This is a genomic window from Brasilonema sennae CENA114 (assembly GCF_006968745.1).
Taxonomy (GTDB): Bacteria; Cyanobacteriota; Cyanobacteriia; order Cyanobacteriales; family Nostocaceae; genus Brasilonema; species Brasilonema sennae.
This window is the reverse complement of sequence record NZ_CP030118.1, coordinates 7,499,375-7,515,044: the sequence shown is the minus strand read 5'-3', so window position 1 is coordinate 7,515,044 and position 15,670 is coordinate 7,499,375. Positions and strand designations below refer to the sequence as shown.

Below are 15,670 nucleotides of genomic sequence, written 5' to 3'. Positions count from 1 at the left end.
CGGGGTGAGGTTCTTCGTTTTATAAATCCCTTCCCCCTTGTCCTCTTACTGTTCCGGTGGCTTCAGACGCTTAACGGGCTTAGGTATGGGTTTTGAGGATATCGGTGTTGACGCCGCACCTGTGTCGCCTGTTTTCCTTACTGGGCGTGGAATTTCGCCGTTGCGTGGTCTTGGAGGAAATGGTTTTTTTCCACTAGGACGACGACTTGCGCCGCCATATCTTGTTTGTGGTGGTCTGCGCCTTTTGGGCAAATCAGCGATCGCCTCAGCGGTTTCTACTACTAATGAGTCAGTTTCGCGCTTGACTTGTAAATCCCAAAACTTACCCACTGCTCTGGCTTCAAGCTTACCTTTAATTTTCAACTTGAAATACTTTGGTTTGTCATCTTGTTTGCGCGCAGCTTGCTTAATTTTGATGACTAAGTGTTCAGCTTCATAAGACTGGTAAACAACCTCGCCACGAACAGAAAAATCACCATCTGGAACTTCTGATGAGGGGAGGAGGGCGCTTGATGAATTATTCCGCTCGGGTATTGGCAAATCTTCTTGTGAAGCCGAATTTTGCTTGTCATTGGCTATTTGATGTTTAGCCAAGTTTTCCGGCTCCCAAACTCCGACAATTTGTAGATGTAGTTTGTCGTTTTCTTGCCGAGTGCGCGGATAAACAACCCACAGATGCTCTTTTTCCAAGTCCAAATGATTTTTGACTAAACTCATCATCCGACCCAGAAGGACGGCTTCGAGTTGTGTACCATCTGTAGTTACTATTGAACCTTGAGTAAATTGTTCGCTACTATTGGCAACGTAGCGACCCCGCACTAAGCCAATAGCCCGGTACTGCATTAGTTCGCTGGGATCTTGAATCGGCTGTTGCCGGTTTTCTAAGTTCTGATCATTAGCAGTCTCACTAGAGATCACAGGTGAATTTTTTTCTTGAAAAGCGGGAGTTGCTGCATCGATACTCATTGCAGCTGTGTCTTTGCTTTCTAAAGCTTGTTTAGAAGCAGTTGAATTGGACGATTCAGGTAACGGCATCAGGTCGGAATTCATAAAACTCCTTGCGGCGGAGACACATCCCAATTGTGGGATTTTACAAAGGCTGCTGAAAAGAGCGTTTGTGCGGCGCTTGTAAGTATATTTCCTTTCAAGACACCCACGTCTTAACGCTTTGTGCAATACTAAAGACGCAAAACTTTACATAGACACCCTAAATCTGTAATTTAGCGTTTTTATGTTAGTTTCGGAAGCATATCATAGCTACAATTTCAAACGGTTCCTCCTAAACTCAACAGTTACGTGAAATGCGTATATTGCTTTTTGTTATAAAATTCACAAACAATTCGTGGGTTTCCGCAAAATTTTTGAGATTTTTTACTTTCATTTTTTCTGTCAACCCTTCGGCTGCGCTCAGGGTCAACGATAATCTCATTAGAATTTAAGGATGGTTTTGTGTCTCAATCTCGCAAACACTGGATGATTAATGTAGTGTTGGTGCTGGTACTTCTTGCTTTTGTCGGAGTTTCGGTGGTGCCAATCTTTGAGGCGTTTAATCAAACGCCAAGTTCCAGCCAGAAATCCACAAGCACTAGAAGTGTTTCACCTTCCTCTGATCTAAAATCGAAACTGGAAAATGACGCACAGGGTTATGCACAAGTTTTGCAGCGGGAACCGGAAAATCAAACGGCGCTGCGAGGCTTGCTTGAGACTCGACTACAATTGCTAAGCTTGGGTGGACGTGATATCAAGGGTGTAATTGAACCTTTGGAAAAATTAACTCAGATCGAGCCAGAAGAAACAAAATACGCAGTGTTACTGGCTCAAGCCAAGCAGCAAATTGGCGACAAGGAAGGAGCCGCTCAAGCTTATCGTTCTGTTTTACAAAAGAAACCCGGCAACCTTGAGGCTTTACAAGGTATGGTAGCGTTGGATCTGTCTGAAAAACGCCCAGAAGCAGCTATCACTTTGCTACAAGATACTCTCAATACTGCAAACAAAGCAAATCAAACTCAGCCAGGAAGTGTGGATACAGTTGCTGTACAAGTGCTTTTAGGCAACGTATACGCCTCTCAAAAAAACTATACTCAAGCTAGCAGTGCTTACGACCAAGCAATAAGCAAGGATAAGCAGGATTTTCGTCCCGTTTTAGCCAAAGCAACGCTCCTGAAAGAACAGGGCAAAGCTGAGGACGCAAAAACTTTGTTTACCCAAGCTGCGGCTTTAGCGCCAAGCCAGTATAAAGACGAAATTAATAAGCGGGCAAGCGAATCTTCTACTCCCGTTCCCACGCCGACATCAACGCCTAAGCAATAACTAAGGGTGTAGGGGTGTAGGGGTGTAGGGGTGTAGGGGCAAAACAAGTTAAAAGTATCAAGTCAAAAGGAGCCAGTGCGGTGGTGAGGCAGTTCCTCCTTGGTGGTTTCCCCAAGGAGGAACTGCCGAAAGGGTCTCCCGGCATAGCCGATGACGTTGCGCCTTCAGTCGGTGCGGAGCACTTCGATGAGCTGTTCGGTAACGAGGTCGGGTCGGGACAGGAACGGGTGGTGACCGGTGCGCAGGTCGATCGAGCGGGTAGCCCGATCAGCATGGAAGCGTTGCAGGGCGAGGGAGGTGCTGCGATCCTCCGCGCAGACGAGATACGTCGAGGGTCTGCCTTGCCATGCCGCCCGGGTCGTCGGTGTCCCGAAGGCGCGTACCGACTGCGCGGTCAGGCGGTCCCACGCCCCGGCTCGGGCCTCCTCGTCTGTCAGATCCTGCCAGAAGCGGTCGCCCAACGAGGAGGCGGTGTAGCCGGCAACGCGGATTGTGCCGTCGTCGCCCGGCGCGAGCCCGACCGGATCCTGCTCGCCGCTCATGATGTCGGCTTGCGACTGCCCGATGTCTGGCAGGTACGAGGTGATGTAGACCAGATGACGAGCGGCCGGGTGGTCGGCACCCTCCGCGATGACCGTGCCGCCGTAGGAGTGCCCGACGACGACGGCCTCGTCCACGTCGTCGAGCGCGTCGCGAAGCGCCTGGGCATCTTCAAGCAAGCCGGCGCTCCCAGGTGGAGCGCCCTCTCCGCAGGACGGCAACTCGATCGCCCGGCTCGCCGTGCCGGTCTGCTCATAAATCCGCTCGGCAACCCGCCGCCACCACCAGGCACCGTCGCGGATGAGTGCGCCGTGTACAAATAGGATCTCTACCATCTTCGTGTCTCCATTCAATTAATTTCCCCAGCGAGTGGGGAGGTACCTTGAGCCAAACACAGATTTGGCTCACTCCGTTCGCAATGACATATCACAAGTAATTTACCGGACATGATATGATTTGGAATTTTGAATTGCTATCACGCTCCTTCAATGGCGGCGACGACACCAAATACTAGAAACAAAAATCCACCGAAAAAGGTGAGTGTGCGTTCAGAAATTCGCCCTGCTAACATTCTGCCGCCAATAACTGCAATAGCAGCACAAATGGCATGTCCCAAAATAGCACCCGCTGTCACCCCAATGGCGTTGCTTCCTGCTGCGAGGGCAATTGTGGCAATTTGTGTGCGATCGCCCCACTCTGCCATAAATGTCAGTACAAAGGCTTCTGTTAAAATTGCTAAAGTATTTTTATTTTTCGGCAGTTTCAAATCTCCCTGCTTCACTGCAGCTTCTGCCTCGTGCACAACTTCTGCATCGCAACTAGAAGTAGGCATTCGACTTGCATCAAAAAGTAGCTTTATACCAAAGGCAAAAAATAAAGCTATCTCCGCAAAATGAACGTAAACTTTTGGAAGATAGGAAGCTGCGTGTCCTAGGACAACAGAAAGTATTGTCATTGCAGCTAAAGCCGCTATCACACCTGCGAATACAAGCAGCCGTGAGTGACGCATCGCTAAAATCACGGCGATAAAAAACGTTTTATCTCCCAGTTCTGAAACCGTGATCAGCAACAAAGCTGCAGTAAAACCTGTTAACACTCTCTCAAGCTCCTTTAAGAATCTTTCTCTTGTGTGAGCTTGATGCGAGCAGTGAGACTCCACCAAGCTCACACTTTTGCATGTGAACTTAGTGAAGGTCTCACTTCCAAGAAGCTAATTACTTACTCGTCACCTGAACCAGGCTTAGTGCCAGTATGTTGACTCAGGTGTACTGGCCAATATCATTGCCAGCAGCTACTCCCCTTCTTCTGAGTAATTATACATCTATCCAAAGTTATAGTCAACCAATGGCTCAGTTAACAGTTATCAGTTATAGCAGGGAGCAGGGAGCAGGGAACAGGGAACAGGGAACAGGGAACAGTTTTCACTGTTTACTGTTTTGGTGGCAATATATCGGCAATTGTAATCATTAAGTTAGGAAAATTCAAAGGTGAAATAATTGCCTCTTGTGAAAAAATTACTTCACTCTGATATTTCTCTTGAGTAGGTTCTCGAAAAACATGGAGTTTACGATTATTAACATCTAGTACCCAATAATCTAGAATTCCTGATTTCGCGTAGGCTTTACCTTTAGTCTCGCAATCATATTTAAAGCTACTGTCTGCTACCTCAATAATCAAATAAACTTCTGAGGCTGTAGGATGGTGGTCAACGTAATCGAGTGGATCAAGCTTTACTACAGCAATATCAGGTTCTGGTTCGGAAAAATCATTTAATTGGACTGGATCTTGAGTATGAACATCTACCTGACCTTGTAATTTATCACGCAGAACATTAGCAATACGCCTGACAGTAGTAGTATGGACAGTTCCTTTTGCACTCATCTTAACAATCTGTCCTGCGATTAATTCCACTCGTTCTTCTGGGTGAAAAATTCCTAACTCTGCCATTTTCTGGTATTCCTTCACCGTCCAAAGCCGAAGAGTGAAAGGGGCTTCTTTTGTCTGCATAGTTTATATACTTAACGCATTGATCAACGAATATTGAAACTATCTTAGCGGGCGTTGCTTGTAAGAAATATTAGGTAATCCCCTACTGTAAGTTTTTATTTTCTCGATTTATCAAGCTGAGCTAAAACATGCTCTGACACATTACCGTTTTATTGATTTAACTTTTTCTTCAAAAAGTACCTCGTGTGGTTTACTGGAAAATCATCTAATTGACCATAAATGCTGTAGCCCACTTTCTCATAAAAAGGTAACGCTTGAAAGTCATATGTAAAAACATAAGCACTGTGGCAGCCTCTGGATATGGCTTCTTCCTCTATTGCAGTGATCAATTTCTTACCATAGCCACTACCACGAATATCATCTGTAACCCACAAGCTAGCTATATGTAACCATCCTAGACCAGTCATACCATCGATGCCACCGATAATTTGGTTATCTTGGTCGCGCATAAAAACTGTTAGTGGTTTGTACTCATACTGACCTATCTGGGAAAAGTTATATTCAGAAACTTTCTCTTGCAGGAACTTTAAATCGGAAGGACTTGAACTATTCTCACAAGTAATTTGGAATTCGCTCATAGTAGCTCATAGTGATAATATTTTAGAGTCACTTATCTTGCTTGTTACATTGACATTCTTCACCATAGCTAAAGCTAGGGATTTCAAAATAGTTTCTTTCATTCATACCGGGTGGCAATCGCCGCCCGTGGGACGCTCCGAAGAATCACATACACCCTCACGCATAATGTAGAGACGTAGCACATGCCACGTCTCTACAGCCTTTCCTAATACTTCCGTTCTTGTGGCTGAAACATGGTAATTGCTACTGGGCGATATTGAATATCAATCCCGGCTGGCGAATAATAAGCCATTGTGTGCCTTAAGAAGTTGGTGTCATCCCGTTGAGGATAATCTTCGCGGAAGTGAGCACCGCGACTTTCCTGACGATTTAAGGCTGATTCCAAAATCATACGCCCTACCACCATCAAACTCCGCGTTTCAAAGGCTTCTATGATTTCTGTATTCCAGCAACTGCCTTTGTCGTCTAAATATATCTGCGAGTACTGTTCTTCTAATTCTTGCACTTTGTTTAGACCTTCACGCATTAATTCCTCGGTGCGGAAAACGCCGCAGTACTGAGTCATGTCATCTTGGAAGGCTTGGCGGACTTGATTAATACGGTATTTTCCTGACTGATCTAGCAAAGCTTGAATCTCTTGCTGAGCTTCAGTGATGTAGCGTTGCTCGTCTACTATCGGAAGCTTGCGTTTTTGCACAAAATGTGCAAGCGAAGCGCCCGTTCTACGTCCATAAACCACACATTCCAACAAGGAATTACTACCGAGGCGATTTGCACCATGTACGGAAACACAAGCAGTTTCTCCAGCGGCAAAAAAGCCATCAATCAGACCATCGCCACTACTACGAACTTGACCTTCGGTATTCACAGGAATACCGCCCATGCAATAATGAATGGTCGGGCGGACAGGCATAGGTTGAGTGACTGCGTCAACACCTACTAGGCGATGTGCTTCTTCCCAAGAGAAGGGAACGCGACTCATGATTTTTTCTTTACCCATGTGTCGTAAGTCAAGATAGACAAAGGGACCACCCGCACTTCCATCTGAATGAACACCGCGACCAGCACGAAGTTCGTAGGCGATCGCCCGTGAAGTAATATCACGCGGAGCAAGTTCCATACGACTGGGAGCATATCTTTCCATAAACCGTTCTCCCTCAGAGTTGATCAGATACGCCCCTTCCCCACGCACTGCTTCTGAAATCAGCACCCCTACCGGATATAACCCTGTAGGATGAAATTGCACAAACTCCATATCTTGCAACGGTAAACCAGCCAGAGCAGTCATTGCCAGACCATCACCCGTGGAAGCATAATCATTAGACGTGGTGTTGTAAACTCGCCCATATCCGCCAGTCGCAAACATGACTGCTTTAGCTCGCAACACTTCTATATGACCATCTTCGATACGGTACATCACCACACCTTTGGCCTGACCTTCTTCTAAAATCAGGCGCATCACGTACCACTCTTGATAAATGTGCACACCATATCGCCGCAGGTTGTTCACCAGCTCATGCAAAATGGCGTGACCAGTTTTATCAGCAGCGTAGCAAGTACGATTGTGAGAATGTCCACCAAAAGCGCGTTGAGCTATGCGACCATCGTTTAAACGCGAGAATAAAACGCCCATGTGTTCTAAATCAATCACAACATCTGGCGCTTCACGCGTGAGAATTTCTACCGCATCTTGGTCTGCTAAATAGTCAGAACCCTTGACAGTGTCAAAAGCATGAGCTTCCCAACTGTCTGCAGAATCAACATTTTTCAGAGACGCAGCCATACCACCTTGTGCGGCGACTGAGTGGGAACGAATCGGGTGAGTTTTAGCAACCACTGCGACGTTTAAACTGGGGTCAATGCGAGCAATTTCCACTGCAGCGCGACACCCAGCCAACCCACCCCCAACAATAATCACATCGTGTTCAAGCATCACAAATCCCCAATTTCAAAAAGCGATCGCTGTTATATTGTAAAAAGCTGATACGTCGCGTGGGTCAAAAAAATTCCCCGCCAACAGACAGGGATGTGGTGTCAGTTATGAACTTTGAAGTCAGGAATGAGAATTGTTTAGTTGTAAGCTAAGCTGTTGCACTTGTTAAGTTACACATTGAGCCGTTCACGGAGTTTATATGTTTTGGTCATTAGTCTATTTGTAATAACAGGCGACGCGCTGACTAATGACAGCCAAAAAAATCAAGTAACTTAAACACGCATTAGCTTGTTCTTTACCATTTACCGTTAACAACTAATCATTTATCAGTCCTCTATCTAAAATCCATCAGCTAGTTACTTCTACAGGTTGTTGCTGCGACACATTACCCGGAATTGGTTCCATTTTTGTTCCTGGTTCTATAGGAGACACTTCAATGTGATTTAGCAAGGTAGTCACGAAGGCAAAAAGCAAGAAAGGCAAAGATAATAAAACTACGAGTCCAACAGTGGCTAAAGCATAAACAGGTTTTCTGGCACCCATCAACGCCAAGGCTGACGCCAAACTTATTGTAATGGTAATCAACCAAACAATGATTTGACCATAGATATCGCCAAATGTCAGGGTACAGACAAATCGAAACTTTTGAATGTTACTCGTCATAAATTGCCTCTAATATCTTCTTAAGTTCTACGTTAGAACCATGTTTGCTTTTGAGATTTTTTCTAAACATTTTTTTCAAAAATGTAATATCGCTTCACAATTTAGATCTTTTTTTTATAGAAACATGCCAATCTGACAGAGTAGGCATAAATTATTAAAATAATATGGTAAGAAAAAAGAAAAAAGAGTAATACAAGATTAAGAAGAAATTAAGGCAATTATCAAAAATTGCCAGTCGAGTTATATGTAACACAAAGTTAGTGAGTTTGAGAAAAATTATTTACTTATCACTTTTGCGTTCGTCCGTATACTGCGAAGCCTGTTCTTTCAGAACAGGCTTCCCCAAATCTCCGATTTGGGGCAAAGTCGCTCCGCGACTTTGAGCAGTAGGACGCGCTACGCGATCGCGAGATTCTACCTGTTTAATTTTCATCCGCAAATCAAAATCATCACGAGTTACAATTGTTTCTAAGTTAGCAATTCTTTGCTCTAACAGTTCTACATTTTGCGGAAGTAAAGAGTTCTTGGTTGATTTTTTGTCATCAGAGCGCCACACAGCAACAGTACCTATTGCTGCTGCTGTCATAGTAGCTAAAGGTAAAATAGAACCACTTTTTGTAGCAGATGAAAGTGGGATACAAATTGCTAACATTCCTACAGCGATACCCCAAATTATTGAAGTAGCAGTAACTCGCACATCTTTAGATTCGGTCGGAGATTCTTGGATTTTTTGAGTCATAAGTTTCTTGATGAGCCATTTTATAAAACCTTGACATGAGCTTCTACAAAGAAGCTTCCTACTATTGGGTTAAGTAGATTTACGACTTGAATGAACAATGTTATAAAATTGCCATATTTCCGCCGCTCTGTGCTAAACAGTACAACTACGAACTATAACGCTACGAATTTGTGAATGTTGTACTTATTGAACTATTTATGGCGTTCCTTTAACAGTTATCAGTTATCAGTTATCAGTTACCAGTTACAACATAAAATACGGCTCTGTTTCTTTTGTTAACTGTTAACTGTTTACTGACTCCGCTGTTCACTGTTCACGCTCTTCGAGCATTAGCCTTTTTGTATCGCGATTAATGGTAAAATAAAATGATATCTGACTGAAAAATGTAACTAAAGTCGAAGAAAAAATGGGTGACGGAAATGACAATTACAGTTCCAGCAACCACTACACTGAAGGAGTTTTTGGAACTTCCATACATTGATGAGTCACCAGCTTGGGAGTTTATTAATGGAGAAGCGATTCACAAACCGATTGGAGGAGGTAAACACAGCCTGTTGCAGAAACGTTTAATTGCAGTGATTGATGCAGCAGGAAGTCAGTACGAAAGCTTTCCAGAATTACGCTGTACCTTCGGTAATCGTTCAGTAGTTCCTGATGTCGTGGTTGTCGCCACTCATCAACTACCGCTGGATGATAGCGGTGATATCATTAGCAGTGGTATTGAGTTTCCTCCACCTTGGGTGATTGAAATCCTTTCCCCTGCTCAAAGTCAGACCAAGGTAACAGGCAACATCCTGCACTGTCTAAGAAATGGTACTCAGCTAGGATGGTTGATAGATCCGAGCGAACGCTCTACCTTAGTTTATCATCGTGATCGCTTGCCGGATTTGTTGACTGGAGCAGATGTTTTACCCGTGTTAGAAGGTATAAATCTGACACTATCCGTTGATGAAGTCTTTAGTTGGTTGAAGCGCAGATAAAGTTTTCAGGCGATAAGCCCGTTTGCTTGACGCTACGCGTATCGCATACTTACAAAAAAAAGTAACTGGGTATATTTCTCTGATCTCAACTACTCCCTGAGTGCACCTCCTGGACATCTACCGATAATGGTAACTTTAGACTCAGAGAAATGGGAGCGATGCAGTATTGATTTCTCAATTGTTGAGGTTTTTGTGGAGCGTATATAAAAGTTGTAGCTAATTCAAGCATTTATGGAACAATTGAGCAATTAATAGTCGCGCTGATCGCGACTATTAAAACTAATTTGGAAATATTGCCAATTCCGTTTCCGGATCGAAAAAGTGCAGTTTTTCTGGCGTCAAAGATAACCACAGTTCTTCCCCACAAGACACAAAACGCTCTGGAGGAACTCGCACTTGCACTTCCTTTATCCCAAAGGCAGATTTTTGAAAACCTGGTTGAAGAAGTTTTGTGGAAATATATGTATCATTTCCCAAATTTTCTACTAATTCCACTTGCACTTGCAGATTTTTATTTGCAGGTACGCTCAAAATTAAATGTTCTGGACGAATTCCTAAAATAAGGTTTTGATTGTCGTATTTTTGCAGAGCTTCACCGCAAACTGCTGGTAAAGTGAAGCGAAAATCACCATTGGTAATCAATTGGGGAGCATGGAACTTCACAGGGATAAAATTCATTGGTGGTGAGCCAATAAATTCTGCAACAAAGCGGTTGGCTGGACGATTATAAAGTTCCAAGGGGGATGCAACTTGTTGGAGTTGACCATGATTAAGAATAGCAATGCGATCGCCCATCGTCATAGCTTCAGTTTGATCATGGGTGACATAAATTGTCGTCACACCCAACTGACGCTGTAGTTTGACAATTTGGGCGCGGGTTTCGGCGCGGAGTTTTGCATCCAAGTTAGAAAGCGGTTCATCCATCAAAAACACTTGGGGATTACGTGCGATCGCCCTTCCCAAAGCAACCCTTTGTCTTTGTCCACCAGACAGTTGCTTGGGTAAACGATTTAACAGTGCTTCAATTTGCAACAGTTGAGCAACAGTACGCACCTGCTCATGCACAGTTCGTTCTCTATCAGAAATATACCTTAGTCCCTTAGGAAGCCCTCTTGTCATTCCTACCAACAAATTTTCTGCCCAATCACGAACATGGGATGAGGGGGATATTGCTCCCTTATCTTCGTTATCTTCCCTACCGGAGGTGGGACGGCGTCGTAGCCCAAAAGCAATGTTGTCATACACCGTCATATGGGGATAAAGGGCGTAATTTTGAAACACCATTGCGATGTCTCGTTCCTTGGGGGGCAAATCATTGATTAGGCGATCGCCCACCCAAATATTACCGCCCGTCATCGCTTCCAACCCAGCAATTAACCGCAGAAGGGTGCTTTTCCCACAACCGGAAGGTCCCACCAGCACCATAAATTCACCATCTGCGATCGTCAGGTTAATTCGCCGCAGGACATTGAGGCTTTCTGGACGGTGAACAACTGTATCGCCAACATTCCCAGATGTGAGAGAGGGTTGTATTTGGGATGCAACACCTTCTCCTTTTCGAGGGGGAAAACTTTTATAAACGTTTTCTAAAACAACTTGCGCCACGAGAATTTAAGGTAACTGTAATAGTCACTAGTCATGAGTCATTAGTTATAAATTACTAAAGACAAAGCACTAACGACAGATAACTAAGGTTTAGCGCTCATGATACACGCTAGAACAGAATACGAAAAGTTAAAAAAGTAGTTTTAGCCATAAAAAGCTAACTACCGTGGAATTGTGAATATTTTGTGGTTCTTTTTATGGTACAATTATACTAGTTAAGTGTCAAAATCAATGCTTTTTTCAGTCAGGCGGAGGTTGTAAACAGGGTATTGCTCGCTGTTTGCGACAGTCGCTTGGCTTTTATGCTAGAAATGACTGAAAAGTGAGCTTTTTCAAATAAATTTGTCAAAAAGCCAAATATTTTCATTATTGATTTATCTCCAAAAGCGCTTATGCGAATCTCCTCAGAGAGCCTTTCCCACATTCCATCAATCAGCAAGGGCGCTACATCTTTTTTTATCAATTAAAATTTCTTTTCATAAGGAGGATTTGATTTCATGAATAGTTGCATATTGTTAGCAGAAATTATTCAAGAACCACAACTGCGCTTTACAGCAGATAACCTGGAAGTGACTGAAATGCTGGTGGAGTTTCCTTCAGTCCGAGAGGGAGAACCTCCGGCAACCTTAAAAGTGGTAGGCTGGGGAAACTTAGCAAAAGAGATTCAGCAAAACTATCACCAAGGCGATCGCGTTCTTCTGGAAGGACGTTTAGCAATGAATACCATTGAGCGTCCAGAAGGGTTTAAAGAAAAACGTGCTGAATTAACAGTGCAAAAGATTCACTCTCTGGGAATAGCCATTGATACTAGCTCATCAAGCGCAGTTCCTAAAACAGAATTACCTGTAGCATCACCTCCAAAAACAACTCCTGCTTACGAGCCACCCCTACCCACACCAACTCCACTCACAAACAAGGTTAGCGTTCTTCCCCAAAATAACACAGCACAACAGGGCAGATCCCAAAGTACTAATCTTGAGCGCAAAACCTATGAAGTCACACCAACCGAAGAACCTGATCAGGACGATATTCCGTTTGTGCGATCCGTTTACTCCCGAACCAGTTGGGGACATGAGCTATGTGACTCTTATGAGTTAGAAGCTAATGCTTACTGGAAAGCAGCAGAGCGAATTAAACCCTAAAAAAGTTGAACTTGCTTAACACAGTGATGGTAGTGTGAAATTCCACCTGGAGTGGATTTCGTACTCACAGCATATTCCACACCCTAAGATGAATTATCACCCCTGTGGATGGAAATCTATACTCCAACAGGGTTTGTTTGCGATAATTTCCAAGGGGTAAGCCTCTGCGCGCTCGCGCTCCAAATTGGTTTAGTAAACAAAGATTTTATGGAGCAGGATAAATGACTCTCAAACGGTTGGGTTTAATCATACTGACGCTGGTTGCAATACTGTTTGCAGGCTCGTCTTTGTTGAGTAGTTGGCAGGAACCTCAGTTCCAAAGTCGTTTGGAACTTTACCAAACAAATATTGTGCTGCAAGCTGCTTCTTGGAAATTGCCAAATGACAACAAGGATTTGAAGCCATTGCAGGATGCACTCCTTGGCGTCAAACCTGTTGAAAGCGCTATAGAGCAATATCAACAGACGCGCCAATCTGCTCAAACTAATTTGGATAAAGCGAAAAAGCAACTCGCACAGCTTCAGTCTCAACCCGCGACGACTCCTACAACCCCAAAATCCCAATCGGAATATCCTCCTGTCAGTAACACCTCTAGTGAATTACAGCAACAACAATTGCAGCAATCACTTAAAGGACTGCAAAAATTTATTGCTGAATTAGATTTGCAGCTGGGAATTTTACAAGCAAATCAAGGAAAGACAGATCCAGCTTTGAAAACTTGGAGTCAATTGCAGCAACAATCGGATCTTAATTCTGAATTTAATAAAGCTGCTGCTGTTTTAACCGGGCTTTGGAGTGATCCCCCGCGTATTTTGCCAGATGCTGAACGATTTATTCAAAATAATTTAAAAGGTTGGTTTCGCTATACTGCTCTGGATAAACTATATCAAGTTCAACAACGTCAAGATGCTTTAGCAGAGCTTGAAACCATTCAACAAGAAACCGCTGAACAAGCTCTTTTAAAATTAGCAGTTATTGGTACTATTCCTGCCTTAACAGCATTTATTGGTGTAGGGCTAGTGATTTTTCTCATCGGTCAGCGCCTTGTTAAAGGCAAAACATCTCTATTGGCTCAAAATTCAGATGTGCGCTGGTCAACACCTTGGGATGGTGAAACTATTTTACAAGTTTTTGTCGTAGGCTTTTTCTTGATGGGACAAATCATAGTGCCCTTGGCAATCCAACTGCTTCCCATCCCCCGTCCTACCCAAAATGTCAGAATACAGGCATTATATGTCTTGATAAGTTACCTGTTAGTGGCATTTGGTGCCCTATCAGTGCTGTATTTGTCTATCAAACGCTTTTTCCCTCTAGCAGAGAACTGGTTTCGTTTTCGTTTACAGGGTAGCTGGTTTTTATGGGGGTTGGGGGGCTATTGCGTAGCTTTGCCCATAGTAGTGGTTGTGTCTTTAATTAATCAACAGCTATGGCAAGGACAAGGTGGTAGCAATCCTTTGTTGCAACTGGCGTTAGAAAGCCAAGATACTGTGGCGCTTGCTATATTCTTCTCTACCGCTGCTATTGCTGCCCCAATTTTTGAAGAACTTTTGTTTCGCGGCTTTTTGTTACCCTCCCTTACCCGTTACCTCTCTGTGTGGGGATCAATTCTTGCCAGTGGTTTTCTGTTTGCAGTTGCTCACCTCAGCTTATCCGAAATTTTACCGCTCTTCGCCCTAGGTGTTGTCTTGGGTGTGGTTTACACGCGATCGCGCAACCTCCTTGCTCCCATGCTTCTCCACAGCCTTTGGAATAGCGGCACTTTGTTAAGCTTGTATATATTGGGTAGTAGTGGTCAATAATACTTTATGTTGTGTAAATAATACTTAGAAAAAGCCCGCTTTTGTAACAAAAATTTACAAAATTATCTTGGTATTGAGTGCACATTCGTGCTATTTTTGATGCACAGAGATTGTCAAGGGTAAAACTTACTACAATTTTTTGTAAGTATAAACGTCTAAATTCTTCATAAAGGTGAAAGAAAAACTAGCAACTCCAGTTTTGATAAATCTTCAAGATGCTTATAACCTGGAGTGCAAAGACTTATCTGATTGTACAGGGCAGTTAAGCGCTTAAAAACATATCAGTGTGATATCAGTATGTCAACGAAAATTGAAAAAGTCCGGAAATAACAATGCTTAAATTGTAAAAATAAATGGCATCAGCTTAGCTTTGCTTAAATGCCCAAGGATTCTTTATGGAATTCTTTTCTGGCATGAGATTTAGTCGCAAAACTGCTGTACTGGAATTTATCGTTAAAGTAAAGAAACAGGGGTTTACCCTGAGCGGAGCCGAAGGGTTATTGAGGAGTGCAGTTTCAGATGGTATCTGAAAAGCTGCTCGATCCTAAACTTTAGTGTCCCTTGTAAACGAGTGGTACGCCACTTTTTGATGTTTTTTTGTATATTTTGCTCGTATTTCCACTGAAAGACAAAAAAGTATGAGGATCAAGTAAGCAAACAAACAGAACTTATCTGATAAAAATATAGAGCTTTCATTTTATACATCACATAGAACGTGCAGGAGCTTGATACGTATGGCAAATCTTACCCCTAGTCACGCCACCAAACAACTTTTGGCTGGATACTGCGGCATTATTTTTGGAGGCTTTGGTGCTCATAAATTTATTCTTGGGTATGCACCAGAAGGATTGATCATGCTAGTCATTTCTTTAGTTGGTGGTTATTTTACCTACGGATTGACATTGTTGATTATGCAACTTGTGGGTTTAGTTGAAGGGATGATTTATTTGAACAAATCCCATAATGAATTTGTTGATACTTACTTCCTTAAAAAGCAGGGATGGTTCTAGAAATCTTTATCTCAATATTGAATCTCTTTTTTAGATTTCTATTCTCAGTACATCAGGTCATAGTTTTACAGCAGTAGGATGGGCACTGCCTATCCTATAAATGAATATAGAATACTTATGGCTATTTACAGCAGACCGCTACTATTCCTTATTCCTTGCTCATGTGTCGCAAACCGGAAAATTCAATCTCTTTTTGATTCACTCACCTTTGAGTAAATATGTTTCTGTATTGATAAGAATTGAGTTTGGGCAGAACACAGAAGGCAGAATGAGCCCAAAAGATTTTGACGCCTGCTTTGTAACCATGGTAAGTGATTCAGCAATAGAAAATTCTGCTGTTAGCGCAACATGTCCACAGGGTAT

General features: G+C 43.3%; 15 protein-coding genes. 5 read left to right on the top strand and 10 right to left on the bottom strand.

Annotated elements, in window-relative coordinates:
* Nucleotides 1-45 precede the first annotated feature (45 nt).
* Complete coding sequence (locus DP114_RS31280) at nt 46-1,050, bottom strand: hypothetical protein (protein ID WP_171977982.1); 1,005 nt, start codon at nt 1,048-1,050, stop codon at nt 46-48.
* Nucleotides 1,051-1,449: 399 nt separating this feature from the next.
* Here DP114_RS31280 and DP114_RS31275 point away from each other — a divergent pair, with 399 nt between their 5' ends.
* Complete coding sequence (locus DP114_RS31275; protein ID WP_169266676.1) at nt 1,450-2,310, top strand: tetratricopeptide repeat protein; 861 nt, start codon at nt 1,450-1,452, stop codon at nt 2,308-2,310.
* 164 nt (nt 2,311-2,474) lie between these two features.
* Here the strand turns inward: DP114_RS31275 and DP114_RS31270 are convergent, their stop codons facing one another.
* The 7 genes from DP114_RS31270 to DP114_RS31240 all read right to left on the bottom strand — a co-directional run bounded on the left by DP114_RS31270 (nt 2,475) and on the right by DP114_RS31240 (nt 8,771).
* The gene (locus DP114_RS31270; protein ID WP_171977981.1) at nt 2,475-3,185 is read right to left on the bottom strand and encodes an alpha/beta hydrolase; all 711 of its coding nucleotides are present in this window, start codon (nt 3,183-3,185) and stop codon (nt 2,475-2,477) included.
* A 140-nt stretch (nt 3,186-3,325) separates the two neighbouring features.
* The gene (locus DP114_RS31265) at nt 3,326-3,946 is read right to left on the bottom strand and encodes a TMEM165/GDT1 family protein (protein WP_171977980.1); all 621 of its coding nucleotides are present in this window, start codon (nt 3,944-3,946) and stop codon (nt 3,326-3,328) included.
* Nucleotides 3,947-4,278: 332 nt separating this feature from the next.
* Nucleotides 4,279-4,857, bottom strand: a complete 579-nt coding sequence (locus DP114_RS31260) for a Uma2 family endonuclease (protein WP_169266673.1) — start codon at nt 4,855-4,857, stop codon at nt 4,279-4,281.
* 149 nt (nt 4,858-5,006) lie between these two features.
* Nucleotides 5,007-5,435, bottom strand: coding sequence for a GNAT family N-acetyltransferase (locus DP114_RS31255; RefSeq protein ID WP_171977979.1), 429 nt, complete (start codon nt 5,433-5,435; stop codon nt 5,007-5,009).
* A 206-nt stretch (nt 5,436-5,641) separates the two neighbouring features.
* A complete protein-coding gene (locus tag DP114_RS31250) occupies nt 5,642-7,369 on the bottom strand; it encodes a succinate dehydrogenase/fumarate reductase flavoprotein subunit (RefSeq protein ID WP_171977978.1) in 1,728 nt (575 codons plus the stop codon).
* 348 nt (nt 7,370-7,717) lie between these two features.
* Entirely contained in the window at nt 7,718-8,032 is a 315-nt protein-coding gene (locus tag DP114_RS31245) for a hypothetical protein (RefSeq protein WP_169266670.1), read from the bottom strand.
* 280 nt (nt 8,033-8,312) lie between these two features.
* Nucleotides 8,313-8,771 (bottom strand): hypothetical protein, encoded by a 459-nt coding sequence (locus DP114_RS31240; RefSeq protein WP_318284287.1) that lies wholly within the window; start codon nt 8,769-8,771, stop codon nt 8,313-8,315.
* Between the two features lie 419 nt (nt 8,772-9,190).
* Here DP114_RS31240 and DP114_RS31235 point away from each other — a divergent pair, with 419 nt between their 5' ends.
* On the top strand, nt 9,191-9,751 hold the full coding sequence (locus tag DP114_RS31235) for a Uma2 family endonuclease (protein WP_171977977.1): 561 nt from the start codon (nt 9,191-9,193) through the stop codon (nt 9,749-9,751).
* A gap of 279 nt (nt 9,752-10,030) precedes the next feature.
* Here the strand turns inward: DP114_RS31235 and DP114_RS31230 are convergent, their stop codons facing one another.
* The gene (locus tag DP114_RS31230) at nt 10,031-11,356 is read right to left on the bottom strand and encodes an ABC transporter ATP-binding protein (RefSeq protein ID WP_169266668.1); all 1,326 of its coding nucleotides are present in this window, start codon (nt 11,354-11,356) and stop codon (nt 10,031-10,033) included.
* A gap of 244 nt (nt 11,357-11,600) precedes the next feature.
* Nucleotides 11,601-11,819, bottom strand: a complete 219-nt coding sequence (locus DP114_RS31225) for a hypothetical protein (RefSeq protein WP_169266667.1) — start codon at nt 11,817-11,819, stop codon at nt 11,601-11,603.
* Between the two features lie 34 nt (nt 11,820-11,853).
* On the opposite strand from DP114_RS31225, the gene DP114_RS31220 reads away from it, so the two are divergent.
* From DP114_RS31220 to DP114_RS31210, 3 genes are all read left to right on the top strand, one after another.
* On the top strand, nt 11,854-12,498 hold the full coding sequence (locus DP114_RS31220; RefSeq protein WP_169266666.1) for a single-stranded DNA-binding protein: 645 nt from the start codon (nt 11,854-11,856) through the stop codon (nt 12,496-12,498).
* Between the two features lie 221 nt (nt 12,499-12,719).
* Nucleotides 12,720-14,297, top strand: a complete 1,578-nt coding sequence (locus DP114_RS31215; protein ID WP_171977976.1) for a CPBP family intramembrane glutamic endopeptidase — start codon at nt 12,720-12,722, stop codon at nt 14,295-14,297.
* A gap of 734 nt (nt 14,298-15,031) precedes the next feature.
* On the top strand, nt 15,032-15,307 hold the full coding sequence (locus DP114_RS31210) for a TM2 domain-containing protein (protein ID WP_169266664.1): 276 nt from the start codon (nt 15,032-15,034) through the stop codon (nt 15,305-15,307).
* Nucleotides 15,308-15,670: the final 363 nt, after the last annotated feature.

What these genes read in the sequence shown, in the direction of transcription:
- DP114_RS31235 (WP_171977977.1), top strand. Translation starts at nt 9,191, where the DNA reads ATGACAATTACAGTTCCAGCAACCACTACACTGAAGGAGTTTTTGGAA.
- DP114_RS31210 (WP_169266664.1), top strand. Translation starts at nt 15,032, where the DNA reads ATGGCAAATCTTACCCCTAGTCACGCCACCAAACAACTTTTGGCTGGA.
- DP114_RS31245 (WP_169266670.1), bottom strand. Translation starts at nt 8,032, where the DNA reads ATGACGAGTAACATTCAAAAGTTTCGATTTGTCTGTACCCTGACATTT.
- DP114_RS31280 (WP_171977982.1), bottom strand. Translation starts at nt 1,050, where the DNA reads ATGAATTCCGACCTGATGCCGTTACCTGAATCGTCCAATTCAACTGCT.
- DP114_RS31255 (WP_171977979.1), bottom strand. Translation starts at nt 5,435, where the DNA reads ATGAGCGAATTCCAAATTACTTGTGAGAATAGTTCAAGTCCTTCCGAT.
- DP114_RS31260 (WP_169266673.1), bottom strand. Translation starts at nt 4,857, where the DNA reads ATGCAGACAAAAGAAGCCCCTTTCACTCTTCGGCTTTGGACGGTGAAG.
- DP114_RS31240 (WP_318284287.1), bottom strand. Translation starts at nt 8,771, where the DNA reads ATGACTCAAAAAATCCAAGAATCTCCGACCGAATCTAAAGATGTGCGA.
- DP114_RS31270 (WP_171977981.1), bottom strand. Translation starts at nt 3,185, where the DNA reads ATGGTAGAGATCCTATTTGTACACGGCGCACTCATCCGCGACGGTGCC.
- DP114_RS31215 (WP_171977976.1), top strand. Translation starts at nt 12,720, where the DNA reads ATGACTCTCAAACGGTTGGGTTTAATCATACTGACGCTGGTTGCAATA.
- DP114_RS31250 (WP_171977978.1), bottom strand. Translation starts at nt 7,369, where the DNA reads ATGCTTGAACACGATGTGATTATTGTTGGGGGTGGGTTGGCTGGGTGT.
- DP114_RS31220 (WP_169266666.1), top strand. Translation starts at nt 11,854, where the DNA reads ATGAATAGTTGCATATTGTTAGCAGAAATTATTCAAGAACCACAACTG.